Genomic DNA, 25,883 nt, shown 5'->3' on the forward strand with positions numbered 1-25,883 from the left:
GAAAAAATAATAAACCTCTGACTCTACCCGGAAGGTACATCATGAACACAGGCACACCCTTCGGGGCGTGGATCCTCGCGCTCCTGCTTACGGTCAGTGGCGGGGCGGTGCAGGCGAAAACGCCGCCCGACCAGCTGCTTATCGGTATGAACATGAACAACCTGCTGACGCTCGATCCGGCCGCGATGACCGGCAACGATATCGTCGGCATTGTGGTGAATCTCTATGACCCCCTCATTGAGCTCGATCCGCAGGAACTGACGAATGTCCGCCCGGCGCTGGCGACCTCATGGGAGGTCAACGACGCCCGTAATCTGATCACATTCCATCTGCGCGAAGGCGTGACATTCCACTCGGGCAATCCGGTCACCGCAGACGATGTGGTGTGGTCGATGCGCCGGATCCTGCATCTGAATCTGGCGCAGGCATCGGTGTGGAAATCTTACGGTTTCACCAAAAAGAATGTCGATGAGATGGTGCGCACGCCGTCACCGGGTATTGTCGAAATTCAACTGCCAAAACCTAACGATCCGAAACTGGTGATTTACTCGCTGGCCGCGCTCGGCAGCGTAGTGGCGTTAGACCGCAAAACCGTGCAGGCGCATGAAGTGAATGGCGACTGGGGTAACCGCTGGCTGACCACCAACGAAGCCGGTTCAGGACCGTTTCGCCTCGACAGCTGGCAGGCGAAAGACGTGCTGAACATGAGCCGTAATCCGCAGTACTGGCGCGGTGAACCTAAATTGTCGCGCGTGGTGTTCCGTCACTTTCAGGAATCCCAGACCCTGCGTCTGATGATTGAAAAAGGCGATCTGGATATTGCCAATAATATGGCGGTGTCCGATGTGACTGCCCTGAGCCACGATCCGGCAATGACCGTCGATACGGTGAAAAAAGGCACTATTTATTACGTGGCGATGAGCATGAAAGAGCCGCATTTCGCTAACCCGAAAGTGCGCGAAGCGGTGCGCTATCTGATTGATTATCAGGGTATCGGCAAGGCGCTGATGAACGGTTATGGCATTGTGCATCAGCGTCCGATTCAGGTCGGTATGCCTGCCACGCTGCCGGACCCCGGCTATACGCTGGACATTCCGCGCGCCAAAACCCTGCTGGCAGAGGCCGGTTATCCTGACGGTTTTGATACCACGCTGCGGGTGCTGGCCGATCAGCCGTTCCTCAATATCGCGATTGCGGTGCAGTCCACGCTGATGCAGGCGGGCATTCGCGCCAAAATCGTCACCGGTACCGGCAACCAGATTTACGGTGCGATGCGTGAACGCAAATTCGACATGCTGGTCGGGCGCGGCGGCAGCGGCGTGGAACCGCACCCGCACTCCAGCCTGCGCGCACTGGTGTATAACCCGGACAACAACGATGCGGCGCGGCTGACCAATTTTCAGGGCTGGCGCACCGGTTTTTATGACAAACAGCTCAACACGGATATCGATCAGGCGCTGCTTGAGCGGGATCCGGAAAAGCAGAAACAGGATTACTTCGCCATTCAGGAACGCTACGACGCGCTGATCCCGGCGCTGGTGCCCCTCTCACAAATGGTCGATTCCATCGTGGTGCGTAAGGACGTCAAAAACTATTTGCCGCATCCTTCTGCCACCACGTTCCTGCGTGACGTCTACAAAGACGATACCGCCGACGCTCAGCCAACCGGAGGTAAAGGGTTATGACCATGCAAATTCCGGCTCCTGCTACTAAGCAAACTGCACGAATGTCGTTCCCCGCCGGGCGAATTGGCAAACGTCTGGTGCAGGTAGCGGTGACGCTGTTTGGCCTGCTGCTGCTGACGTTTTTTATTGGCCGCGTCATGCCGGTGGATCCGGTGCTGGCGATTGTCGGCCCGGATGCCGACCACAGCACCTATCAGCAGGTTTACCATCAGCTCGGCTTTGATAAACCGCTGTGGACACAGTTCGGCATCTATCTTTCCGGGCTGGCGCACGGTGATTTTGGTAACGCGCTGCTGACCGGTAAACCGGTAACGCAGGACATTCTGCGGGTGTTCCCTGCCACCATGGAGCTGGCGACGCTGGCGATCATCCTCGGCGCAGGCGTCGGCATTCCGTTAGGCGTGCTGGCAGCGGCGAAACGCAACAGCGTGGCGGATTACGTGGTGCGTATCATCAGTCTGGCCGGTTATTCCACCCCGATATTCTGGGTAGGGATGATGGGATTGCTGGTGTTCTATGCCTGGCTCGGTTGGGTGGGCGGCGCAGGGCGTCTGGATTTCAGTCTCGACGGTCAGGTGACGCGTCACAGCGGTTTTATGCTGATCGACTCAGTGATTGCGGGAAACTGGGAAGTGTTTCGCAACGCGCTTAATCACCTGATCCTGCCTGCCTCGCTGCTCGGTTTCCACTCGCTGGCGTACATCAGCCGCATGACCCGCAGCTTTATGCTGGCGCAGCTTTCACAGGAATTCATCATCACCGCCCGGGTCAAGGGGCTGAGCGAATGGGATGTGCTGTGGAACCACGCATTCCGCAACATTCTGGTTCAGCTTCTGACCGTGGTGGCGCTGGCGTACGGCTCACTGCTGGAAGGCGCGGTGTTGATCGAAACGGTATTTTCCTGGCCGGGCTTCGGTTCGTATCTCACCAGCAGCCTGATGCTGGGTGACATGAACGCGGTGATGGGCTGCGTGCTGGTGGTTGGCATGATTTTTGTGGTGCTGAATCTGCTGTCTGACCTGCTGTATCAGGTCTTTGACCCGAGGACAAAAGTATGACCCTTTCCCTCGATTCTGTAACGCTCAGCGCGGGCGATGAAAAACGTCAGCGCGTGAAACGTGCGTTTGGCCGGGTAGGCCATTTTCTGTGGCAGATGGCGTGCAATCCGCTGACAGCCATTGGTGGCGCGATTGTGCTGGTGCTGATGATTGTGGCGATTTTCGCCCCGTGGATCGCCCCGTTCCACCCGCTGGTGCAGGATTTAAATAACGCGCTCAGCCCGCCGTCGGCGGCGCACTGGTTCGGCACCGACGAGTTTGGCCGCGATATTTTCAGCCGTCTGGTGTATGGCTCGCGCATCACGCTGTACATCGTTCTGCTGGTGTCGGTGACAGTTGGCCCGCTCGGGTTGCTGCTCGGCGTCACTGCCGGTTATTTCGGCGGTAAAACCGACATGGTGCTGATGCGCGTCACCGACATTTTCATCTCCTTCCCGAGTCTGGTGCTGGCGCTGGCATTTGTTGCCGCGCTCGGGCCGGGGCTGGAGCATGTGGTGATCGCCATTACGCTCACTGCCTGGCCGCCGATTGCGCGTCTGGCGCGTGCCGAAACGCTCTCGCTGCGCCAGGCCGATTTTATCTCGGCGGTGCGCCTGCAAGGAGCAAGTCCGGTGCGGGTGCTGTGGCGTCACATCGTGCCGCTGTGCCTGCCGTCGGTGATCATCCGAATCACCATGAACATGGCCGGGATTATCCTGACCGCTGCCGGGCTGGGCTTTCTCGGCCTGGGCGCGCAGCCGCCGGACCCGGAGTGGGGCGCGATGATTTCCAGCGGCCGTACGTACATGATGGAGTGCTGGTGGGTGGCGACCATCCCCGGTCTTGCGATCCTGATTAACAGCCTGGCGTTCAACTTTTTAGGAGATGGCCTACGTGACATCCTTGATCCCCGGAATGACTGACGCTCCGGCGTTACTTGACGTGCGCGATCTGCACGTCAGCTTTGTGAATGGTCGTCAGGTGACGCAGGCGGTGCGCGGCGTTTCTTTCCAGCTCGGGCGGGAAAAACTGGCTATCGTCGGTGAGTCGGGCTCCGGGAAATCCACCGTCGGTCGCGCCTTGCTGCAACTGCACCCCGCAAAAGCGCGGATCACCGCCGGGCGGATGCAGTTCGGTGATGTTGATTTGCTTAACGCCACGCCGAAGCAAATGCGTCAGGTGCGCGGAAAACGCATTTCGATGATTATGCAGGATCCGAAATACTCGCTGAACCCGGTGCTGTGCGTCGGCGACCAGATTGCCGAAGCATGGCGTTCGCACCACACATGTTCCTATCAGGAGGCCAAAAGCAAAGTGCTGAACATGCTCGATGTGGTGCGCATCCGCGAACCCGAACGGGTGTACGGCCTCTATCCGCACGAGATTTCCGGCGGGCAGGGGCAGCGCATCATGATCGCCATGATGCTGATCACCGATCCGGAAATGGTGATTGCCGATGAACCCACCTCAGCACTGGATGTGTCCGTGCGTTTACAGGTGCTGGCGCTGCTCGACGATCTGGTAAAAACGCGCGGTCTGGGGCTGATATTTATCAGTCACGACATCAATCTGGTGCGCAGCTTCTGCGACCGGGTGCTGGTGATGTATGCCGGACGCGTGGTCGAATCTATTGCTGCCACCGATCTGGATAACGCGCAGCATCCCTACACGCGCGGCCTGCTCAATGCGTTGCCGGACATGGATAACCGCCGTTATCCGCTGCCGGTGATGCAACGTCAGGCCAGCTGGCTGACTGACTAAGGAGCCAACATGACAGCGAAAACCATGATTGACGTGCGTAACCTGAACCTGACGTTTGGCGAAGGGGCGAAAACCACGCAGGTGCTGACAGAGGTGAATATTGCCGTGCGCGAAGGCGAGATTTTCGGGCTGGTGGGGGAATCCGGATCGGGTAAAACCACGGTGCTGAAATGTCTGGCAGGGCTGTTTACCCACTGGAAGGGTGAACTGGAAATCGACGGCCAGCAGCTTGAACACCGGATTGGCCGTGACCGCTGCCGGCTGGTGCAGATGGTGTTTCAGGATCCCTACGGTTCGCTGCATCCGCGCCACACCATCGGCGATATTCTGGAGGAGCCGTTGCAAATCCACCGTATTGACCAGCGGGATCAGCGGATCAATTCCATTCTGGAGAAAGTCGGCCTGAACCGGGCGTTTCGCAGCCGCTATCCGCATCAGCTTTCCGGCGGCCAGCGCCAGCGCGTGGCCATTGCGCGTGCGCTGATCCTCAAACCGCGCGTGCTGTTGCTCGACGAACCGACGTCTGCGCTGGATGTGTCAGTGCAGGCAGAAATTCTCAATTTGCTGTTCGATCTTCAAAAAGAGGAAGGGCTGACGTATCTGATGGTGACGCACGATTTAGGCGTTATCGCCCATCTGTGCCAGCGTGTCGCGGTGATGAAATTCGGCAGGATCCTCGAGACGCTGGAAACGGATGCGCTGCTGCGCGGAGATATTCGTGATGATTACACCCGCGTGCTGGTGGATGCCAGCCGGGATTACAGCCGGGAAATGGCGGCGAAAGTGATGTTGTAAGGGGCGCGTGTGCTGTCGTTCCGGTCTGAATGCCGGAACGACAGAGAAAGTCATGAGGTTATTTTTGCAATGATTTTTCTGGCTGGCGCAGTGCGGTCATCACGTCAGCAATACAGCGGTCAACTAGCATTTCTACGGCATCACTGCGCGACGTCTCCACCAGCATCGCCAGGCGGTCGATTTTTCTCACCACCGACATGCGCAATGACAGCGACACTGTCTTTTTCTTTTCTTTATCCAGCGAGACGTGGCTGACCTGCTCTTCGGTTTTGAGATCGCCACTGGAATGTAAGGCCTGAACCATCTGACGCAGGGTCTTTTTATCCAGCGAGCCCGCGTCGGTCATCTGATAAGAGTGCGTGGCTTTGCTGTATTTGATCTCAGCAGAATAGGTTTCGCGTAATTCCTTTAACGCCCGCGTCAATGTCGGTTCTGAACAGGCAAGCCGGGTGATGACTTTTGTCGCCGACACCGGTTGCCCGGTACCGAGCAATTGCGCCAGTCGGAAAATACGTGCTTGTCGTGTGCTGAGTTGCATGGTTAGTCGTTGCCTGTCGTCGTGTTATGGGCGATGGTGCATAGAAAATGTCAGTACACATCCTGTATCTCCTTCCCGTGGTTCTTCCTTTCCTTGGCGCCTGCAGGGCCAAAAATCCTATCAGGTCTTTCCTCAACATCAGCTAAATCAATCTGTCGCAATGGTGTTAGTTCAGCTGGTTGGCCGTGAAAAATCTGACGCCGTCCTGTGTCTCTTCCTGCGCAATGCCGTAAATCTGTGCCTGTTCAAGCACGCGTGCGGCCCAGCGACGGTGAGTCGCGGGTTCACACATTGCGCCCTGTGATTTAAACACGGCCTGACTGGAGTTAAGAATCCGCAAAGCATCGGCGTGATCGGCGGATGTCACCATCAGCGCACGCTCAATTTTGGCGATCTGATTCGGATGAATGGCCGTTTTTCCCACCAGACCGTGCGCCATGTCCAGCGCCAGTTCTTTTTCCATCACGTCGTGATCGTCAATATGTTCGCAAACCGGCGATGTCAGGGCGAAATCCCGTGAGCCGAATACGGCGACCAACATCTTGATCACGTAACCCATCGGGCTGTCGTACAGCGTCAGGTTGCGCGGACGGCGCAGCGAAATCACGTTCATCAGGTCATTGCCGCCAATACGCAGGGCGATAATGCGTGAGTGACATGGATGGGCGAGCAGTTCGACGGCGAGTTTGCGCATTTCAGTGACGTCAAAAACTTCTTCCGTTTCCAGCGTTGGCATCATGCACAGGTGAGTATCTTTCATGATGTCCCACCATACCGGCAGAGACTCCAGCGTGAACTTCGGCAACACCAGCCCGTCAACCGGCGTGAGATCTTCCGTTGCGGTCAGGAATTTGCCCATTCCGGGATGACGCGGACGGATAAACACCAGCGGCCAGTCAGCGCCCAAACCCGCATCCTTGGCGGCTTTCAGCGCGTTCAGCACCTGCTTCAGATTTTGCAGCGCGGCGGGAACGTCGGCGTCGCTGACCGCATCTTCCAGACAGATGACGATCGAGCGCAGCCCGTCAATTTCGTTGTGCAGAATACTGCCCGCGATGTCGTTGCGGGTGGCGGGCATGTAAAGCGTGGCGCCCAGCCGGTATGGCGATAGTCTCTTTGTCATCAGTGAACCTTTTTAATAATGGTGACGGCACGGTATTGGCCGATGCGGTCACCGACTTCAGTGATGGTGATGTTTTTTTCACGGGCGAGATAGACCAGCAGGGCGACGTCCGGATCGTTCACCGAACGCACCAGAACGTGTTCCGGCACGCGACGCAAAACGGCGCGGGTGGCCTCGGCAATGCCCGGTTTAATCCGGTTAATGCTGGAAATGTCATATTCGGCGGCCAGTGAGGAAATCACCTGCTCGCTGCGTATTTTCAGATGCACATACTCCTGCGGCACCCACGGGCTGGCCGGAATGGCCGCGAGATCCAGCGAGCGGCGACACCCGGCCACGGTATCCACCAGCAGGCGGCTGCACTCAAATTCGCTCAGGTGATCGCACTTCACACAGCCGTGCAAACCTTCTGCAGACCAGATCGATCGTGAAATCAGACCGGAAACCGGCGCACCCATGATGCCAAACGGGATCAGCCAGTCGTCGTCGCTGGCAGCCAGCCAGGAAACGCCGCACGGGTCGGCCAGCACCACGAGACGCGGATCCTGTGGATAGCCCGCACGATTTTCCAGCGAACGTCTCAGCTGACCGGTGATCGCGCCTTTTCCGGTCCAGCCATCGACAAACACGATGCCTTCGGTGCCATGTTGCGCTTCGATCCAGTCCATTGCCGTGTCGTCAATGCCACGGTCACGGATGATACTCACGCCGTAGTGGTGAGATGTTTTACCCATCTCCCGCAACGCCTGATGCAGCATCACGCCCAATGGCACACCGGCGCGCACTAGGCTGACGAGGATGACCGGTGTCTCGCCAAAGCGGTCAGCCAGCGCCTTCGCCAGCATCACCACTTCTTTCGCCAGACGTTCTGCGCCTTGTTCCAGCGCACGGGCAAACAAGTCCAGATGCCAGGCGGTCGGCTCAGGTTCCTGACTCAGCATCTCGGAATAATGCTTTTCACCGGACTGGATCAGCTGCTCTTTTTGCTCGACCGGCGTCATTTCCATTTCCACCGGCTTTAACAGAAAGTGCACGTCCTCTGGCAGGTATGAGCCTGAAAAAGGGATAAAAGGCTGCATGTTATTTCTCTCCGAAAATGTGCTGGTTGATGTGTTCAGCAAACTGACTCTGCTGTGGCATGCCAAACCAGTTACACAGTTTCATAAAACGGTGATCGCTCAGGCTGTCGCCCAGACCGATGACCGGGAACACGCCGCGCTCCGCCCGCAATTTCTTCAGTAAGTATTGCGTGGCGAGGCCTTTTTCAACCGGCAGCGGCAGCCAGGCAATGTTGTTACTGTTGCGATGAATATAAAAACCTTCGGCAGGGAACAGGGCTTCGATCTCTTCGCCGAGGGTATAGAGTTCGTCGAGGCGGGTGCTGTCAGTGTGCTTCATCACCAGATAGATCGGGGTGTCGCCGTATTCATAATTAATACGCGCCCAGCCGTTGATCTTGCGCTCCGCCATCAGCGCCGTGATGCCCTGCTGCATGTTCAGCAGACGCTCACGAAAAGGTGCCAGGCTGTCGAGAATATGGGCTTTCCACTCTGCATCCGGTTCACCCTGGGGCGTCAGAATGACCGCGCCGTGAGTGGCGATCGCCCAGGAGTTGAAAGGAATGGTCACGCGGCTTATCTCTTCGGTACCGCGGGCGGTGACCGGAATAAAGTCAGCGTTTTCAAGCAGCCAGTCCACCAGCATAGATTGTTCTTCGGTCATAAAGCTGCGCGCAGACATCGAGCGGTCTAAAGCCCCCGGACGGAAAGGCTCGAGGTCCAGTTCATCGACCATCTTACGGCGCGTCTGAAACAGAGTATCGTCCAGATCGGAAAGAATGACCGGCTTATTCATACACAACAACCTCAACAGTATTCGCCACGTTTTTCAGGGCATCGAGCAGGGAAGGATCAACGCTGTCGGCAGGGGTTTCAATGCACAGCAGAATGCGATCAAAATGCTGATGCGCGACGTTATAAACGAAATTCGGAATGCCCAGACCGTAGTTGTCGGTGAACGCAATGGCGGATTTGATGGCGTAACCGGTAGAAATCGGTGAGCGGGTGGTGCAGCTGAATTTCACGTCAGCCCCGGTTTTCTCCAGACGTTCCGCCAGCAGAAGAGGTTCCCAGACAAATTCCCCCGAACCTAACACCAGCACTTTTTCGCCCACGGCTGCCGTGAGGTGCTTACCCAGGTCACGCGCAGGGATCGCCATGCCCAGACGCCCCCAGCTCTGTTTGCCGGTGATGGCGACGCTGCCGGTGGCGGTCACGTTCACCGCTGGCATTACCGGCACTGGCGCATCGGGTTTCATTTCCCAATGCCAGTCGCCCTGAACCAGCGACACGGGCGTGACCGGCAGCGGGCAATTGGCTTCAATCGCGTTACCGCTCCAGTCTGTCAGTGTGACCGTGACAACACGTTCGAGTTGTGACAGCCCGGCATCCGCGCGCAGCGCTTCCAGCAGATTAATAAAGGTGTTGCCGGTGGTCGCTTCGTCATCGATCAGCACCAGACTGCGGGCATCTCGTACGCGGTCGCGCAACACCGGGTCTGCCGGATGGTAGATCAGGTGGTCTGTGGCATGGCTGTGATTTTCTTTGAATTCACACAGCAGATCGCCCTCAACCGGATGACGTGTTGATGTCAGATACACTGAATTCGCATAGCGGCCTGACGCCTCATCATAAACCCCCGCGCCCAGCCCTACGGCCGTCTCGGCCATGCCGATAAACAGCACCGGCTCTGGCAAATCGGTGGGGATTTGCACGGCCAGCTGGCGGTAAGCGGAACGCATAACTGAAGGAGCAATCGGAATATGACGGCCGAGCACTTTGCTGACGAACAAAAACGCGCGCTTCGGATTGCGGCGTTCAGCGATATCAAATAATGCATCCAGCGAATGTGTGCCGCCGGTCGGGGTCACGGTCAGCGTACCGCCGGAAAGCTCACGGCGATAAACAGAAGTGGCGTGGGACATACTCATGCGTTTCCTTGGCCTGAAGACAGGTTGTCGAGCGAAGTGGTGTAAGGGATGACATCCGTCATAGAACGCACAACCGCAGGAGAGAAGCTCTCCGTGGCCGCGTTCATGGCCTGCGTTTCGTTGAGCAAACCCAGTTTGCGGGCGGCGAACAGGCCGGGCAGATTGACGCCGCTGTGGCGGGTATAACCGACACCGCCGGAGGGCCGCATATTAATTTCCAGCAAAACTGGCTCGCCGTGATCGTTGTTGCGGGTCTGAACATTCACCAGACCGTCGGCCTGCATGACTTCAGCGCAACGCTTGCCCAGTTCGTAGGCTGCACCCGATTGCTCGAGATATTGCAGCGCGCCTTCTTTGCGGCGCGCAACGGCCGCGATGACTTTACCGCGTTCCACCAGCATATCGACCGAATATTCGGGGCCGGGCAGGTAAGGCATTAACACCAGCGGCTCGAAGATTTCCTGCTGTTCCAGGGCGTGCAGATACATATCCGGACGCACTTTGCGGCTGTCAGGATGGGTGAAAGCGGCCATATGGCCCACATTGTCATCAAAACGCCAGAATCCCATGCCATAAATACCGACAACGGGTTTCACGCACAGCATGGTCGCACCGGACCAGGATTCGGCGTTGGTATTGTCAGCCAGATGCCCGCGTAATTCTTCTGCCGATTCAATGCGGATCGACGGCACAACCGGCAGTCCGTGTTGTTGCATGGCAAGGGCGAAATCAACTTTATCGTCGGCCAGTTCAAACATGGCGTTGCTGACAGCGCCGGTGGTCAGCGTGACGCCCGACGCAACAATGTCCGCCCGGTGGGTTTCAAACCACTGGCAATTACGGCCAGTGTGGATGGCATTGACACCGTACTGCGCCACGGTTGCGGTGATAAAGGCCAGACGTTCTTCATCTTCTGCCGGTTCGATGAGCGCGATGTCCGCCAGAGAAAGAATTTCATTTCTGTGATGGCGATGGGAGGCAATGACGGTGACATCTTGATTTGAAGATTTAAAAAAGTCTTTGATGCCCAAAATAATGTCGCGCTGTGACGACAGACCTTCCATTAACCAAATTACGTGACTCATCGGCGTATATATTCCAGAAATGAAGAGGGGAAAAAGAATTATTTGAGAGTCTATGCAGGGATTTTAACCATGTCAATCATAACATGATTCATATCTGGATGTTATCAATTTGTCTTTCGTCATACGTTTTGCTAAGTCTTTTTTCGTCAAAAAACGTAAATTATCAAAAAATAAATAATAAATATCAATTAATTAACTTTTGTTAAGGAAATTAGTGTCAAAATGTAGCTTGTGCAACTACTTCGTCATGATATGATTTTTCAGCACATGGATTTCTGATTCGAAAAAATAATGATTTAACCTATCTCTGAAGGAATAACTAATGGTTTCATTAAGCAAGAACCAAACTGTTTCACTCAGCAAACAAACGTCTTCGTTGAATCAACTCCAATTCGGTTTGGGTTGGGATCCTTTGAAAAAGAAAAAAGGGTTCCTGGGTGGTCTTTTAGGCGGCGGCAGCGATTCAATTGATTTAGACGCGGGATGCGTTCTGTTAGACCGCACTGGCCAGACCATCGACACCATCTGGTTCCGCAAGCTGAAGTCAAGCTGCGGTTCAGTTGTCCATTTGGGTGACAACCTGACCGGTGAAGGCGATGGCGACGACGAAGTGATCACCGTTGACCTGACCCGCCTGCCTTCTCAGGTAGAGTATCTGGCCTTCACGGTGAACAGCTTCCGTGGTCAGACATTTAATGAAGTCGATAACGCATTTTGCCGCGTCGTCGATCAGTCCCGTAAGGAACTGGCCCGTTATCAGCTGACGGAGCAGGGCTCTCACACCGGTATCATTATTGCCTCATTGTCCCGTAACAACGGCGAATGGGACTTCACCGCACACGGTAAAGCCTCCACCGGCCGCACAATTGACGATATGCACGCAGATATCGTGGCAACGGTGGTGCGCTAATGACGATGACGCCGGGGGGCAACGCCTCCATTCCTTCACAGGTATTGACGGTACGCGTGCTCTCTGGCGTCGCGGTCGATGCCTCATCGTTTCGTCTTTATGCTTCAGGCAAAGTGCAGGGCGATCCTGACATGGTGTTTTACGGCCAACCCGTCAATGACGATGCGTCCGTAAAACTGAGCGGCGCAGGCACGGACACCGCCTTTACGGTGGATATCAACCGCCTGCGGCCTGAAGTGCAGAAGCTGGCCTTTACCGCCACCTGCGACGGCAATATGACGCTTTCAGGCCTGAAGCGCCTGACCATTCAGGTGGAGCAAAACGGCAATGTCCTGCTGACCGGTGACGTTGATGTCACAGGCCGTCAGGAAGCCGCGCTGATTTTGGGCGAAATTTACCGCCGCAATGCGGAGTGGAAATTCCGCTTCATTGCTCAGGGCTTTAACGGTGGCCTGAAACCGCTGGCAGAGCACTTCGGGGTAGATATTTCCGATGCTCCGACGCCTGCCCCAGCACCGGCACCGACCCCTGAACCTGCTAAAATTAGCCTGAGCAAAGTGTCGCTGACCAAAGAAAAACCGACGATCAGCCTGGCGAAGCGGGATAACTTTGGCGAAATCAAAATTAACCTTAACTGGAATCAGCAAAGCAGCACCGGTTCCGGCGGCGGGATGTTCGGCGGCATGTTTAACAAATCCAAAGGTATCGATCTGGATTTGGGGGCATTTGTCGAATTGCAGGACGGCACCAAAGGCGTGATTCAGGCACTGGGGAATACCTTTGGTCGTCTGAATGCAGAACCCTATGTTCAGTTGCAAGGCGATGACCGCACCGGTCAGGTGCGTGACGGCGAGTGGCTGCACATTAATGGCCGCGAGTGGAAGAAAATCCGCGAAGTGCTGATCTACGCGTTCATCTATGAAGGCGCAGCGAGCTGGGATAAAACGGACGGAGTGGTCACGATGCACATTCCTGAGCAACCGCCGATCGAAACGCGCTTAACCGAAGGGTCGAACCGCCACAACATGTGTGCGATCGCCCGTCTGGTCAATGACAACGGTGCGATCAAGGTGGAACGTCTGAACCAGTTCTTCAGCGGTCACAAAGATATGGATAACGCGCTCGGCTGGGGCTTTCGCTGGTCTGCTGGCTCTAAGTGACAGTGATTCACCACATAATTTTAATTATCTGAGGGCAGAGAAAATGAGTTTCTTCGACAAAGTGAAAGGCGCCTTTAACAGCGGCCGTGACGAGCTGACTAAACAGGTTGGCCGTTTCAAAAACAAAAAATTCATGCAGGGCACCGTTGCTGTTTGTGCACGCATCGCCGTCTCAAGCAATGGCGTGAGCTCTGAAGAAAAGCAAAAGATGATCGGCTTCCTTCAGGCTTCTCCTGAACTGAAAGTGTTTGAAACCAAAGAAGTCATTGCGTTCTTTAATGAACTGGTGACCAGCTTCAGTTTCGATTACGAAATCGGTAAAGGCGAAACCATGAAATACATTCTGGCGCTGAAAAGCCAACCAGAAGCGGCACAACTGGCCGTTCGCGTCGGTATTGCCGTAGCAAAAAGCGACGGTGATTTCGATCAGGACGAGCAAACCGCCGTACGCGAAATTGCGCTGGCACTGGGCTTCACCCCGGCCGAATTCGGTCTTTAATTTCAACACTCTGGCTTAAGGGCTATTTATGGTATCCACGCATATCGGTTTCCCGGCTGAAACCGTCACGGTATTTGTTGTTCTGGCTATTGGGGCGATTGCTGTCGACCTGTTCATGCATCGTCATGACAAGCCGATTTCGCTGAAAAGTGCTTCGCTCTGGACGGTCTTCTGGATCGTTGTGGCGATGGCTTTTGCCGGTTTCCTCTACATTCATCACGGTTCTGAAGTGGCGAGCCTGTTTATTACCGGTTATGCGCTGGAGAAAGTCCTGTCAGTTGATAACCTGTTTGTCATGATGGCTATCTTCTCGTGGTTTGCCGTACCGGATAATCTGCGTCACCGCGTCCTCTATTGGGGCGTTATCGGGGCGATTGTTTTCCGCGGCATCTTCGTTGCCATCGGGTCGAGCCTGTTAACGCTGGGGCCTTGGGTCGAAATCGTCTTTGCGCTGGTGGTGTTGTGGACGGCAGTCATGATGCTCAAAAGCGGCGGTGATGATGACGAGATCGAAGACTATTCTCAGCACATTGCTTACCGTATGGTAAAACGCTTCTTCCCAATCTGGCCGAAACTGAAAGGACATTCCTTCCTGTTAAGCCAGAAAGAAGTGGACGCTGAACTGGCGAAACCTGAAAACAAAGACATCAAAGTGGGCCGTGTAGGTAAAGCTGCACTTTATGCCACGCCGCTGATGCTGTGTCTGGCCGTGGTGGAATTGTCCGACGTGATGTTCGCGTTTGACTCCGTGCCTGCGGTTATCGCAGTGAGCCGTGAACCGCTGATTGTTTACAGCGCCATGATGTTTGCGATCCTCGGCCTGCGTACCATGTACTTCGTGCTGGAAGCCATGAAACAGTACCTGGCACACCTTGAGAAAGCGGTTATCGTGCTGCTGTTCTTCATCGGTGTGAAACTGGGTCTGAACGCCACCGACCACCTGTGGCATCACGGTTACAATATTTCTGCTAACGCAAGTCTGTTTGTTGTTCTGGGCGTACTGGCTGTGGGTATCATCGTCAGCGTACTGTTCCCGGGCAAATCGGATGCTGAGGAAGGCAAGCAGGGCTAAGCCCTTGCCTTCCCCCTTGAAAATAAACGTTAACAATTGAGGATATAATTATGGGCGTTTCTCTCTCTAAAGGCGGCAATGTTTCTTTAAGCAAAGAGGCACCGACAATGAAAAATGTGCTGATCGGTTTGGGTTGGGATGCCCGCTCAACCGACGGCCAGGATTTCGACCTTGATGCCTCAGCGTTCCTGCTGACCAGCGCCGGCAAAGTGCGCGGCGATACCGACTTCATTTTCTACAACAACCTGAAATCCACCGACGGTTCTGTGCTGCATACCGGCGACAACCGTACCGGTGAAGGCGATGGCGATGATGAAGCCCTGAAAATCAAACTGGATCAGATCCCGGCTGACGTTGATAAAATCGTCTTTGTGGTGACCATCCATGACGCTACTACACGTCGTCAAAGCTTCGGTCAGGTGTCTGGCGCATTCATTCGTTTAGTGAATGACGACAACCAACAGGAAGTCGCGCGTTACGACCTGACAGAAGATGCGTCAACCGAAACGGCCATGCTGTTCGGGGAACTGTATCGCCATAACACCGAGTGGAAATTCCGCGCGGTGGGTCAGGGTTATGCAGGCGGCCTGAGCTCCGTATGCGCACAGTACGGCATCAACGCATCGTAATTTCACACGATTTTTTGAAACCCGGCAGGCGACATACTGTTGCCTGCTGTAATGAACATGACTTATTACAGGAGTTTTAAATGGCAGTTTCTCTGATTAAAGGCGGCAACGTATCCTTAACTAAAGAAGCCCCAACCATGAATGTGGCTATGGTCGGCCTCGGCTGGGATGCACGCGTAACTGATGGCGCTGAGTTTGACCTCGACGCTTCTGTGTTCATGGTCGGTGATGACGGTAAAGTTATTTCCGATGCGAGCTTCATCTTCTTCAACAACAAAACCAGCACCTGTGGTTCCGTGACTCACATGGGCGACAACCGTACTGGCGAAGGCGAAGGCGATGACGAGCAGGTTAAAATCGACCTGTCTAAAATCCCGGCCGAAGTGAAAAAGCTGGTATTCGCCGTGACTATTTATGACGCAGAAGCGCGTAAACAGAACTTCGGTATGGTCAGCAACAGCTTCATGCGCGTATTCAACAACGATAACGGCACTGAAATCGCCCGTTTCGACCTGTCTGAAGATGCGTCCACCGAAACGGCAATGGTGTTCGGCGAACTTTACCGTCACAACGTTGAGTGGAAATTTAAAGCCGTCGGTCAGGGCTTCGCAGGCGGCCTGTCTGCACTGGCCTCTCAGCATGGCGTGAACATCTAAATCACGCATAATTCTGACAGCCCCGTTGGTTTCCATCGGGGCTTTTTTGTATCTGCAGGAAACGCGGCCTGAAGAGCCGGTGTTTCCCCTTAAACAGGATAGCCAAAATGGAATTGCAATCCGGACAGAACATCGCGTTAAACCAGCCTCTCCTCCGTATCACTCTTTCGTACCCCGGAACAGCCGCCTTTCGCAGTGAAATCGATGCTTCAGCCTTTATGTTGTCGGCGCAAAAATAAGGTCAGAGGAGATGCAGATTTCATTTTTTTCAATCAGCCCTCTGCGCCAAATGGCAGCCTGAGCCTCACTTCTTCTGCTGGAAGCAGCCAGTTTTCGCTGGATCTGAGAAAGGTTGATGCTGACATCGTCAAAATTGCTCTCACACTGGTGATTGACGGCCCGGATTCCGTCTCAGGTCTGCAACGGATCCAGATGAATGCGGAAGGTGTGGCGACGTTCGACATTCCTCTCGCCGGGCGGAGTGAAAAAGCGCTTATTGTGACCGAAGTCTATCGGCACAACGGTAACTGGAAACTCAGGGCATCAGGGCAGGGGTTCAACGGGGGGCTGGAACCGCTGGCAGTTCATTTCGGCGTGGATGTGACCTCGCCATCCCCGGCGCCAGCACCAGCACAGACGTCAACGACCGTCAGTCTTGAAAAACGGATACAGGAAAAAGCGCCGCGCCTTATCAGTCTGGCAAAAACCGTCACGGTCAGTCTGGCCAAACATAACCTCCAGTCAGTGAAAGCTAAAGTGGCTTTCGTACTGGATGCCTCCGGTTCTATGACCGGCGAGTTCAAAAAAGGTAACGTGCAGGCTGTGCTGGATCGCATCGCGGTTCTCGCCGTCCAGTTTGATGATGATGGCGACATGGATATGTGGGGATTTGCCGAAAAACACCGCAAATACAAAGATGTAACACTGGATAATCTTGATGGCTATGTCGCTGATATCCAGAACTCAGCAAGGCGCGGGCGGTGGGAGAATTTGCCAGGATTGGGCGGTATCAATAATGAACCACCCGTGCTTGAAGAGATTATCGATACTTTTAAGCACAGTGATTTGCCCGTGTACGTTGTTTTCATTACGGATGGTGGCATCAGTAAAACCAGAGCAATTAAAGAAGCCATTCGCCGCTCAGCGAACTACCCGATTTTCTGGAAGTTTTTGGGTCTTGGTGGCAGCGGCTATGGCATCCTCGAGCAACTGGACACCTTCACGGACCGTCGTATCGACAACACGCATTTTTTCGCGATCGACGATTTCGCCACTATGAGTGATGAACGTCTCTATGACTTGTTACTTGAAGAGTTTAAGGACTGGACCGTAGCCGCACGAAAAGAACGGATTATGCGGTAAATGCGGTGTCCTGAGGGCGGGCTGTTGCACAGAAACGATATCCTCAGCCCCCGTTAAACCTCTTTATAGGATACGGCTGTGAACCGTATCCGATTGACGCGGGCAGTGGATGCGGATAGATTATCAGTATACGGCTATCAGCCGTACCATGAAAAGAGGTCATTATGTCAAAAGTCGCGACATTCCCTGCAGAGGGTCGAAACATCAAAACCGCCAGAGTTGAATTAAAAACCAGCCCGGACCTCAAAGATATGCTGCGTGAAGCAGCCGCCGCCGCAGGGCTGGATTTAAGTGCATTTATCCTAAATGCAGCCATAGAACGTGCTGAGAGCGTATTGGATAATCAGCGTCGAAGGGAACTGACAACGCAGGGTTGGCAGCAGCTCAATGAGCTTCTCGCTGAACCTGCAGCACCAACGTTGGCACTACAGGCATTAATGCGGAGAAAGAAAGATGGCAAACCTAAAGAATGAACATGATGGCCTTATGGTTTGCAGCTACCAGTCTGATATTTCCTATCCAGGTAACAAGCATTTTGACTGCGGCAATATTGTACTGAATGCATACGTTCGCAATTCACTCAAGAAAAGCGTCAGAGACGGAAACGGCGCAGCAAAAGCACTGATAGATACCCAGACAGGTGAGTTGCTTGGGGTGTGTACGTTTTCTGCATACTCTCTTGAGCGGGCGAAATTGGCCGGAGCCGTTGCGGGATCACTGCCTAATGACATCGGGGTTGTACGGCTTAATATGCTTGGCATCGCCAAAAAAGAACAAAACAAAGGTTACGGGCAGGATTTGCTCTACGAATTCTTTCAGCATATTAAAATTATTCATGAAGCCTTACCGATCAAAGGCGTTTATCTGGATGCCGATCCTAACGCCGTCAATTTCTACACGCGATTAGGTTTTGCCGAACTTACTGCACCCCCAAATGCCTTTGGCGCAATACCCATGTTTCTGGGAATTCAGCACATCCTCGCAGCGTAATTTTAACGGTAAGGGTATCGGATATCTTTTTTTGACCCTTTTGCCAGAGTCAGCCCAGGCAGAACACCGTCTTATTAGCGCTGAGTTTTTTAATTTCCTCAGCGCTTTCGCAGTTTTAATTAAAAAATATCAGTGCGGAGTTTCTCATTTTCCACGTATTTATTTTCAGGAATATACAGAAAGTTCGATAAATTATTCACAACGATTTAGAACGTATAACCCAAACCTACACGAAAGCGGGTTTGTCTTTCATCACTGTTACTTCGAACTGAAACATTCCCGACTTCAACAAAAGGGGACCATGCGCCAATAATATAAGCGGTTCTGAAATTGTATTCATAGTTGTATTTGCTGTTATTATAGAGGTCATACTTATCGGCTTTTTTATAAATACCCTCCAGCGTCCAGTCAAAGTTATTCCATTTATATCCCGCCCAGACATCCATACGATTTACCGTATCGTCTTCACGGGAGTCGGATGAGCGCCGCGTATACTCGAAACGATATCGGGCACCCAGCCACCATGATTCATTAATCGTCCAGGTTGAGCGTAAATAGGGTTTATAGGTGGAATAGCCGCTGCCTGTTTCCAGTACAAAACCGGGCTGCCAGGCGACAGGGCCACTGCTGAACTGGTAATTCACCGTATATTCATTGCCCTGTACTTCGAGATCGTTAAACGCTTTGTTCGTGTCATCTCCTCCGGATTTTGAAATGGCTTCAACTGCAAATCCAAAGCCATTACTAAACCGGTTAGAGATATAAACACGATCGTAGTTGGCTTTACTGTCATCAAGATATTCATGACGTACATCCATATAGACGGCATGTGCATTGGTGACGGCCAGAGAGAATGAAAGCAAAAGGTATTTTTTCATGTTAAACCCATTTTTAATAATAATTAACTAAGAGGGGTGCTTAAGGCTGAACACGAAGTTATGCTTAATGAAAAGCTGTTTCAATATTTTAAATTGGTTTTTTAATAAAATTGAATATTCATCACAAGTATTCAAATTGGCGGGATTTTTGGATTACATTCAGGCGGTGATAAATATATCGGAAGTGTGAAATAAAAAGGGGTGTTCTTGATTTGGCTGCCACTTGATGAAAATTTTTGTCATTATCATCAAGGCAATGAAACAGGAATGACAAGCGGGAAAACAAACTGGCCGGAAATGAAATATCAACGAGAAGGCGGCAGAGCTGGCACACCTTCCCGTTAACTCAGCTTACTTACTGCGCAGTTGTTTAATCCGCGCAATGGGCGGATTGCGTTTCGCCCATGAACCGTGGAAATGTCGCCAGTAAGGTTCCTGCGCGGCAGCCAGCATTTCATAGTCGCCGCGCGTGTCGCCCCAGGCGCGCAGATGGTATGAGGAAAGCGGGCCGTACTCCGCTTCGAGTCGCTCGACCTTCTGGCCGCAGCGGCAGTTATGGCCGCTGATGCGTCCCGTCAGTACGCCGTCTTTCACTTCTAAATTCGTGCCGATCAGGCGAATGCCCAGACGCTCTGCGAAAGGTTTAAGCACCATCGCCGGTGAAGCCGAGCAAATCGTCACAATGGCACCGGAATTTACCTGAGTAGCCACTGCAATCAGGCCGGAAGGGCGCATCAGACGCTTCCAGTAACGCTCACAAAATTCTTCTGCCTTCTCTTCCACCCATTTAGCCTCAACGCCGGTCATAAATGTGTGGATCAGCACTTCCTTCAGTTCATCGCGTGTCAGCCTGCGGCCCATGCATTTCAGGGTAGGCAATACCAGGCGTACCAGGCGACGGGCGAAAACGCGTTTACCAAAGGCAAAGCGCAGGAAGGGCACGAAACTGTCGTGCTTTGTCAGCGTGCCGTCAAAATCAAACACAGACAGGGAATCGCCAACATTAATTACATCGCTAACCATCGTTCAATTGCTCCTTCGGTTGTGCCCGCCGGGATCAGGGGGACAACATCAATCATCTCTGGCATTAGTGTAATCGGTTTAGGCCTGTTGATCATTGTTGTCTGCTGCTTTGTTAAGTCGCAGACGAAAAAAAGCCCGCCGGTTTACATCGGCGGGCGGGGTCTTTTTAGTGCTGACCTGAACTTAAAATTTACTTCGCATCAGGCAATGCATAGGCAATCACGTAGTCGCCACGTTCTGCCGACTGACGTGCGCCACCGGCGCTGATGATGATGTATTGTTTACCGGTTTTCGGTGAAACATAGCTCATCGGGCCAGACTGGCTGCCGACCGGCAGACGAGATTTCCAGATCTCTTTACCGTTTGCGGTATCGAACGCACGCAGATAGAAATCCTGCGTACCGGCGAAGAACAGCAGGCCGGATTGCGTTGACAGGCTGGCGCCCAGCGTTGGCATACCGACTTCCATTGGCATGCGCATTTTGATGCCCAGCGGGCCGGTGTCTTTCACCGTACCGACCGGCACCTGCCAGACGATTTTACCGGTTTTCAGGTTAACCGCAGACATGGTACCAAACGGAGGTTTCTGGCAAGGAATGCCCAGCGGAGACAGGAAACGCTCACGCACTGCGCCGAACGGCGTACCGTCCATCGGCACCATACCCATCTCAATACCGCTTGCGCCGGTTGGCACTTTGGCACGCGGAACCATGTAGTTCGCCAGACCCAGACGCATATCATTCACAAACATGATGGCGTTGTTCGGATCAACCGACACGCTGCCCCAGTTCATGCCGCCCAGAGAGCCTGGGAATTGCAGGGAACGATCGAGGCCCGGAGGCGTGTACACACCTTCGTGACGCATGCCTTTAAATTCGATGCGGCACAGCAACTGGTCCATCGGCGTGGCGCCCCACATATCAGACTCTTTCAGCGTCTGGTTGCCGATGTTTGGCATCCCGACAGAGAAAGGCTGTGTTTTGGAGTAGCGTTCGCCAGGGACGTTGCCCTGCGGGACTTCGCGGTTTTCGACTTTCGCGACCGGCTCACCGGTTTCGCGGTTCAGCATGAAGATCATGCCTTGTTTGGAGGTCTGCACCAGAACTGGCGTGCTGCCACCTTTGTCGTCCGGCAAGTCATACAGCAACGGCTGAGACGGCAGGTCAAAGTCCCACAGATCATGATGCGTGGTCTGGAAGGTCCAGCGAACTTTACCGGTAGCAACGTCAACCGCGACCACTGAAGAACTGTATTTGTCGTCAAGCGCGGTACGTGTGCCGCCAAAGAAGTCTGGCGTGGCGTTACCGGTTGGCATGTAAATCAGACCCAGTTTCGGATCGTATGACATGGCCGACCAGACGTTCGGTGTACCACGGGTGTAAGTCTGACCTTCCGGTGGCAGTTTGGTGATGTTCGGATTACCCGGATCCCATGCCCATGCCAGTGCGCCGGTGTGAACATCGAATGCACGCACTACGCCCGGAGGCTCGCCGGTGGAGAAGTTATCCGCCACGCGACCACCGACCACCACCACGTTCCCCGCAACCAGCGGAGTGGAGGTTTGCTGGTAGTAACCCGGTTTGACTTCACCCATACCGACTTTCAAATCCACCACGCCGTTGTCACCGAAATCAGCACAAGGCTTGCCGGTGTCAGCGTTGATGGCGATCAGACGCGCATCGATGGTTGGCAGGAACAGACGACGTTCGCAGGTGCCGCTGACCGTACCGCCGGTTGCAGCCGGTGAGTGAGGCGCAGAGCTGGCAGAGGAAGTGGCTTCGGCAGCCGTTGAGGTGCTGGCTGTCGCCGTTGACTCCGCGACGGGTTGTGCCGCAGGTGCCGCCGGTGCAGAAGCATTCTCGTAATAACCCAGGCCACGACAACGCTGCCAGTTAGGCGCGGTGGAGTTGGAATCGTAAGACCACAGCTTTTTACCGTCGTCGACGTTCAGGGCAATCACTTTGCTGTAGGCGGTACAGACAAACAGTTTGTCGCCGATCTGCAACGGAGTGTTCTGATCTTCCGCGCCGGAGCCATTGCTCTGTGGAATATCGCCGGTGTGGGCAATCCACGCGACCTGAAGCTTGTCTACGTTGGTCTTGTTGATCTGATCCAATGCAGCGAAACGGTCACCGGCAGTCGTGTTACCCCAGCTTTCCCAGTTTTTCTGTTCAGCACCCGGAGCCACCGGTTTTACCGGTGCCTGGTCGTTTTCGGCGCTGATGATTGGCGTCGGGACGAAGGTGTTGGCGAAAGCGGCAATCAGCGCAACGGCTACCACACCTGCCAGCGAGAAGCTTGGTCCTTTACGCGCCACCAGCCCCGCGCGTGCTTTCAGCAGCGGGTAGGCCAGTGCCACCAGGAAGGCCAGAACGCCGAAGGTGAACAGGCGGGAGAACAGCGGCCAGAACGTGAAGCCCGCGTCCCAGACGGCCCAGATAACAGAAAGCACAAAGGCCACGGCATAAAGCCACGCACCTGAAGGCTTACCTTTGAAAATCAAAACGGCGGAAACGATGAGCGCCAGACCCATCAGCAGGAAGTAAACGCTTCCTCCCAATGTGGCCAGATACGCGCCACCGATGCCGAGTGTCAGGCCGATGACCAGCATCAGTGCACTCAGCAGCCAGAGGAGCCAGGTCCACTTGCTATTTGTTGTTGGCATGATTTATCTCACTGCATGGTTTTAGAAAACTGTTGATGAAAAGCGGGTAACACGTGGTGAGCACCCGTTATTAAATGAACCAAATAGAACAATTTCGCGCAAATAGTAATACTTCCCATCCGGGTTGTGAATGTGTAACGAAGAGTTTGAAATTAGGTAAATTATTATAGAAGAGATTATTATTTATGCAGGGAAATTTTACGCGTTGATTTTAAAGAATAAAATAAAGTGTGTTATTCATTATTTAAATGTTTATTGAGATTAATATACATTTTTCATCTAACCGATCGCACCAAGTGTCCAATCATTTAGGGTCATAAAACTGAAACAGACTATTTTGAACTCGCTGGTACGAAACGGGCGAACCTGATGGGGCGTTTTACAAATAGCCTTCGATTAACGTCTTCATTTCTTTGGTGATCTGTTCTATCAGACGGCTTTTCGGAATTTGCGGCGGGAACACGGCCAGATAGGCGATGCTGATGTCCGGAGTGAAAGGTTTGATCACCAGATTGCACCTGTGGCTGCGGGCTGTGATGAAATCCACCACGCCGACACCCAGATTATTCCCCGCCATGATGCAGCAATTGTTCAGCGACGTTTCGATAGGATTGTTCATATATATATCCTGACGGCTCATCACCTGATCCAGCTGTTCCCGCAGCGGGGTTTTACGGCCCGGAATAATGGGGCGGTACAGCGTCAGATCCTTCGCGGTCACCACATCCTGCTTTGCCAGCGGATGGCGCGGCGACATCACGGCAACGGCATTCGCCCGCGCCAGCATCTCTGCTTCCAGCCCTTTTACATCGGGTTTGCCAAAAACAAAGCCGACGTCGTACTGATTGCTGGTGACCACATCCATGATGTGCGTGGTGCTTTCGATATCCAGAAACAGCGAGATATCGTCAATGGTTTCAATGAGCGGCGGCAAAATATGCTCAACGCACAGCGCAGACAACGCCGCCACCGTGCCGATGCGCAGAACGCTGCCTTTGGAATGGCGGATTTCATCGGCAATGCGTGAAATATGTTCAAGGCCGAGATACAAACGCTCCACTTCACGGTACAGCTTAATGGCGTCGTCGCGCGGGATCAGCCCGCGTCCGTCGCGATCGAAAAGCTTCAAATCCACCGCATATTCGAAATCACGTATCAGCCTGCTGACCGCCGGCTGGGTAATGTTCATCATGTTTGCTGCTGCCGTAATGCTGCCGGTGAGGATCACTTTGTGAAAAGCTTCTACCTGTCGGGGATTAATTTTCATAATATGTCCTCATGATCCATAACATTTGTTTATGGATGTAACACAAAATACAATTTTCAATTCAGATGTCCACCCCCTAGACTCCGGTTTACGATCTGACACACATTGCCTGAAAATCTAAAATAATTAAGGGTTAAATGAATGAAGAAGTCCGTTCTGGCAGGAGTGCTTTCCTCAGCACTGGCCACGCCTTTTGTATTACACGCCTCTTTTGTACAGGCTGCCGATCTTAAAATCGGTCTTGCCGCTTCAACGACGTCAATGGATCCGCAGTTTTACGTGGGCGGTGCGAACAGCGCCATGGCGCGTAACATTTTCGACGGTCTGGTCAATCAGGACGAAAAACAACATATTACGCCTGCGCTGGCGGTCTCGTGGAAAGTCATTAACGACACCACCTGGGAATTTGCCCTGCGTCCCGGTGTGAAATTCCACGACGGCAGCGATTTCACCGCGAAAGACGTGATCGCCAGCATCAAACGTGTGCCGCTGGCTTCGAAAAATAGCCCGAGCGCCTACACGCCTTACGTCAATGACATCGCTGACGTCGTTGAAGTGAACCCGCTAACGGTCAGAATTATCACCAAAGCGCCAACGCCTCTGTTACTCAACAATTTAAGCCGTGTGGCTATTTTACCGGCACGGCTTGAAAACGTTCCGTCACAAACCCTTAACGAAGGGAAAGAGGTGATCGGCACCGGACCTTTCAAATTTGTCAGCTGGACGCCGGATGACAACGTGGTGCTGGCGCGTAACGACCAGTATTGGGGCGGAAAAGCGCAGTGGGACAACGTGACCCTGCGTGTGTTTAAAAACCCCAGCGCGCGCGTTGCGGCGATCCGTTCCGGCGACGTCGATGTGATTGAAAGTGTCCCGACGGCAGATGGCAGCAACCTGGCGAAACAGGCCGGTCTGCACATGGAATCCGTCGCGGGTAACCGTATTCTCTATTTACACCCGGATCAGGATCGTGACGATTCGCCGTTCGCCAAAGGCCCGGATGGCAGCAATCCGCTGAAAAAGCGTGAAGTGCGTGAGGCGATGTCGCTGGCGATAAACCGTCAGGCCATCGTGGACAGGATCATGGACGGCCAGGGCGTTCCGGCTTCGCAGCTGGTGCCAAAAGGTTACTTCGGCTACACGCCGTCGATTGGCGCACCGGAATACGATCCGGCCAAAGCCAAACAGTTGCTGGCGCAGGCCGGTTATCCGAACGGCTTTACGCTGACCTTCCATGCGTCGAACGACCGTTATCCTAACGATTCGAAAATTGCTCAGGCCCTCGGCCAGATGTTCACCCGCGTTGGCATTAAAACCGACGTGGTGACCATGCCCGGCAGCGTCTATTTCTCACGGGCTTCAAAACGCGATTTCAGCCTGATCATGGGCGGCGCGGCGATTGAAACCGGTGAAGCCTCCGGCGTGCTGGGACCGTTGCTGGAAACCTTCGGGCCGAATGGCGGGCAGGGCAACCGCGGGCGTTACTCGAACCCTGAATTTGATAAAACGCTGGCGCAGGCGCGTTCGACCCTCGACGACGCCAAACGCGAAACACTGTTACAACACGCCACAGAGATAGCGATGAAGGATCAGGGCACCATCCCGCTGCTGTTCCTCTCCTACACCTGGGCGATGAAAACACCTTATACCTACGTTGGCCGTTCCGACGGCTACACGTTGCCGTACTTTGTGCATGAGAAACAGTAAGTAAGCGCAAAGCACATACCGAACCCACGCGGGAATAGAGCGCCATCACCAG

At 53.8% G+C, this 25,883-nt stretch carries 24 protein-coding genes and 1 pseudogene; 15 read left to right on the top strand and 10 right to left on the bottom strand.

The window, feature by feature from the left end; translation table 11 throughout:
• Nucleotides 1-41 precede the first annotated feature (41 nt).
• Genes ACQZQY_RS24440 through ACQZQY_RS24460 form a run of 5 tightly spaced genes read left to right on the top strand, consistent with a single transcriptional unit; the run spans nucleotide 42 to nucleotide 5,278 of the window.
• On the top strand, nucleotides 42-1,685 hold the full coding sequence (locus ACQZQY_RS24440; RefSeq protein WP_056779847.1) for an ABC transporter substrate-binding protein: 1,644 nt from the start codon (nucleotides 42-44) through the stop codon (nucleotides 1,683-1,685).
• Between the two features lie 41 nt (nucleotides 1,686-1,726).
• On the top strand, nucleotides 1,727-2,743 hold the full coding sequence (locus ACQZQY_RS24445; protein ID WP_122096808.1) for an ABC transporter permease: 1,017 nt from the start codon (nucleotides 1,727-1,729) through the stop codon (nucleotides 2,741-2,743).
• Nucleotides 2,740-3,645, top strand: coding sequence for an ABC transporter permease (locus tag ACQZQY_RS24450; protein WP_056779852.1), 906 nt, complete (start codon nucleotides 2,740-2,742; stop codon nucleotides 3,643-3,645). The genes ACQZQY_RS24445 and ACQZQY_RS24450 overlap by 4 nt, the downstream gene beginning before the upstream one ends.
• Entirely contained in the window at nucleotides 3,617-4,483 is an 867-nt protein-coding gene (locus tag ACQZQY_RS24455) for an ABC transporter ATP-binding protein (protein ID WP_183849466.1), read from the top strand. The genes ACQZQY_RS24450 and ACQZQY_RS24455 overlap by 29 nt, the downstream gene beginning before the upstream one ends.
• 24 nt (nucleotides 4,484-4,507) lie before the next feature.
• Entirely contained in the window at nucleotides 4,508-5,278 is a 771-nt protein-coding gene (locus ACQZQY_RS24460) for an ABC transporter ATP-binding protein (RefSeq protein WP_136377276.1), read from the top strand.
• Nucleotides 5,279-5,336: 58 nt separating this feature from the next.
• Here the strand turns inward: ACQZQY_RS24460 and ACQZQY_RS24465 are convergent, their stop codons facing one another.
• The 6 genes from ACQZQY_RS24465 to ACQZQY_RS24490 form a co-directional block, all read right to left on the bottom strand.
• Nucleotides 5,337-5,816 (bottom strand): tellurium resistance protein TerW, encoded by a 480-nt coding sequence (locus ACQZQY_RS24465; RefSeq protein WP_431297452.1) that lies wholly within the window; start codon nucleotides 5,814-5,816, stop codon nucleotides 5,337-5,339.
• A gap of 166 nt (nucleotides 5,817-5,982) precedes the next feature.
• Complete coding sequence (locus tag ACQZQY_RS24470; protein ID WP_390976120.1) at nucleotides 5,983-6,939, bottom strand: HpcH/HpaI aldolase/citrate lyase family protein; 957 nt, start codon at nucleotides 6,937-6,939, stop codon at nucleotides 5,983-5,985.
• Nucleotides 6,939-8,018: a cysteine protease StiP family protein gene (locus ACQZQY_RS24475; protein WP_431297453.1), complete on the bottom strand. Its 1,080-nt coding sequence runs from the start codon at nucleotides 8,016-8,018 to the stop codon at nucleotides 6,939-6,941. Before ACQZQY_RS24475 ends, ACQZQY_RS24470 begins: the two co-directional genes overlap by 1 nt.
• A 1-nt stretch (nucleotide 8,019) precedes the next feature.
• Nucleotides 8,020-8,793 (bottom strand): hypothetical protein, encoded by a 774-nt coding sequence (locus ACQZQY_RS24480; RefSeq protein WP_136375039.1) that lies wholly within the window; start codon nucleotides 8,791-8,793, stop codon nucleotides 8,020-8,022.
• Nucleotides 8,786-9,928: a phosphoribosyltransferase domain-containing protein gene (locus tag ACQZQY_RS24485; RefSeq protein WP_390976124.1), complete on the bottom strand. Its 1,143-nt coding sequence runs from the start codon at nucleotides 9,926-9,928 to the stop codon at nucleotides 8,786-8,788. The genes ACQZQY_RS24480 and ACQZQY_RS24485 overlap by 8 nt, the downstream gene beginning before the upstream one ends.
• Complete coding sequence (locus ACQZQY_RS24490; RefSeq protein ID WP_431297454.1) at nucleotides 9,925-11,013, bottom strand: ATP-grasp domain-containing protein; 1,089 nt, start codon at nucleotides 11,011-11,013, stop codon at nucleotides 9,925-9,927. Before ACQZQY_RS24490 ends, ACQZQY_RS24485 begins: the two co-directional genes overlap by 4 nt.
• A 322-nt stretch (nucleotides 11,014-11,335) precedes the next feature.
• Here ACQZQY_RS24490 and ACQZQY_RS24495 point away from each other — a divergent pair, with 322 nt between their 5' ends.
• The 9 genes and pseudogenes from ACQZQY_RS24495 (at nucleotide 11,336) to ACQZQY_RS24535 (ending at nucleotide 18,291) form a co-directional block, all read left to right on the top strand.
• A complete protein-coding gene (locus ACQZQY_RS24495) occupies nucleotides 11,336-11,923 on the top strand; it encodes a TerD family protein (protein WP_056779874.1) in 588 nt (195 codons plus the stop codon).
• Complete coding sequence (locus tag ACQZQY_RS24500) at nucleotides 11,923-13,083, top strand: TerD family protein (RefSeq protein ID WP_431297455.1); 1,161 nt, start codon at nucleotides 11,923-11,925, stop codon at nucleotides 13,081-13,083. Before ACQZQY_RS24495 ends, ACQZQY_RS24500 begins: the two co-directional genes overlap by 1 nt.
• A gap of 43 nt (nucleotides 13,084-13,126) precedes the next feature.
• Nucleotides 13,127-13,582, top strand: coding sequence for a tellurite resistance TerB family protein (locus tag ACQZQY_RS24505; RefSeq protein WP_056779881.1), 456 nt, complete (start codon nucleotides 13,127-13,129; stop codon nucleotides 13,580-13,582).
• Nucleotides 13,583-13,610: 28 nt separating this feature from the next.
• On the top strand, nucleotides 13,611-14,654 hold the full coding sequence (locus ACQZQY_RS24510) for a TerC/Alx family metal homeostasis membrane protein (RefSeq protein ID WP_056779884.1): 1,044 nt from the start codon (nucleotides 13,611-13,613) through the stop codon (nucleotides 14,652-14,654).
• A gap of 50 nt (nucleotides 14,655-14,704) precedes the next feature.
• Entirely contained in the window at nucleotides 14,705-15,283 is a 579-nt protein-coding gene (locus ACQZQY_RS24515) for a TerD family protein (RefSeq protein ID WP_056779886.1), read from the top strand.
• Between the two features lie 80 nt (nucleotides 15,284-15,363).
• Nucleotides 15,364-15,939 carry a TerD family protein gene (locus ACQZQY_RS24520; RefSeq protein WP_056779888.1) on the top strand — a complete coding sequence of 192 codons (576 nt, stop codon included), beginning with the start codon at nucleotides 15,364-15,366 and terminating at the stop codon, nucleotides 15,937-15,939.
• A gap of 107 nt (nucleotides 15,940-16,046) precedes the next feature.
• A pseudogene (locus ACQZQY_RS24525) lies at nucleotides 16,047-17,301 on the top strand (VWA domain-containing protein).
• Between the two features lie 161 nt (nucleotides 17,302-17,462).
• Entirely contained in the window at nucleotides 17,463-17,774 is a 312-nt protein-coding gene (locus ACQZQY_RS24530) for a DUF1778 domain-containing protein (RefSeq protein ID WP_390976463.1), read from the top strand.
• Nucleotides 17,755-18,291: a GNAT family N-acetyltransferase gene (locus ACQZQY_RS24535; RefSeq protein ID WP_431297456.1), complete on the top strand. Its 537-nt coding sequence runs from the start codon at nucleotides 17,755-17,757 to the stop codon at nucleotides 18,289-18,291. The genes ACQZQY_RS24530 and ACQZQY_RS24535 overlap by 20 nt, the downstream gene beginning before the upstream one ends.
• A gap of 206 nt (nucleotides 18,292-18,497) precedes the next feature.
• On the opposite strand, the gene ACQZQY_RS24540 is transcribed toward ACQZQY_RS24535, so the two are convergent.
• The 4 genes from ACQZQY_RS24540 to ACQZQY_RS24555 all read right to left on the bottom strand — a co-directional run bounded on the left by ACQZQY_RS24540 (nucleotide 18,498) and on the right by ACQZQY_RS24555 (nucleotide 24,124).
• Nucleotides 18,498-19,169 (bottom strand): oligogalacturonate-specific porin KdgM family protein, encoded by a 672-nt coding sequence (locus tag ACQZQY_RS24540; protein WP_122096802.1) that lies wholly within the window; start codon nucleotides 19,167-19,169, stop codon nucleotides 18,498-18,500.
• A 351-nt stretch (nucleotides 19,170-19,520) separates the two neighbouring features.
• Nucleotides 19,521-20,192: an HAD family hydrolase gene (locus tag ACQZQY_RS24545; RefSeq protein WP_056779902.1), complete on the bottom strand. Its 672-nt coding sequence runs from the start codon at nucleotides 20,190-20,192 to the stop codon at nucleotides 19,521-19,523.
• 190 nt (nucleotides 20,193-20,382) lie between these two features.
• Nucleotides 20,383-22,857 (bottom strand): membrane-bound PQQ-dependent dehydrogenase, glucose/quinate/shikimate family, encoded by a 2,475-nt coding sequence (locus ACQZQY_RS24550; RefSeq protein ID WP_421671236.1) that lies wholly within the window; start codon nucleotides 22,855-22,857, stop codon nucleotides 20,383-20,385.
• 379 nt (nucleotides 22,858-23,236) lie between these two features.
• Nucleotides 23,237-24,124: a LysR family transcriptional regulator gene (locus ACQZQY_RS24555; RefSeq protein WP_431297457.1), complete on the bottom strand. Its 888-nt coding sequence runs from the start codon at nucleotides 24,122-24,124 to the stop codon at nucleotides 23,237-23,239.
• A gap of 141 nt (nucleotides 24,125-24,265) precedes the next feature.
• Here ACQZQY_RS24555 and ACQZQY_RS24560 point away from each other — a divergent pair, with 141 nt between their 5' ends.
• Entirely contained in the window at nucleotides 24,266-25,831 is a 1,566-nt protein-coding gene (locus ACQZQY_RS24560) for an ABC transporter substrate-binding protein (RefSeq protein WP_183849486.1), read from the top strand.
• Nucleotides 25,832-25,883: the final 52 nt, after the last annotated feature.

This window comes from Rahnella sp. PAMC25559 (assembly GCF_050632365.1).
In the GTDB taxonomy this organism is placed as follows: Bacteria; Pseudomonadota; Gammaproteobacteria; order Enterobacterales; family Enterobacteriaceae; genus Rahnella; species Rahnella rivi.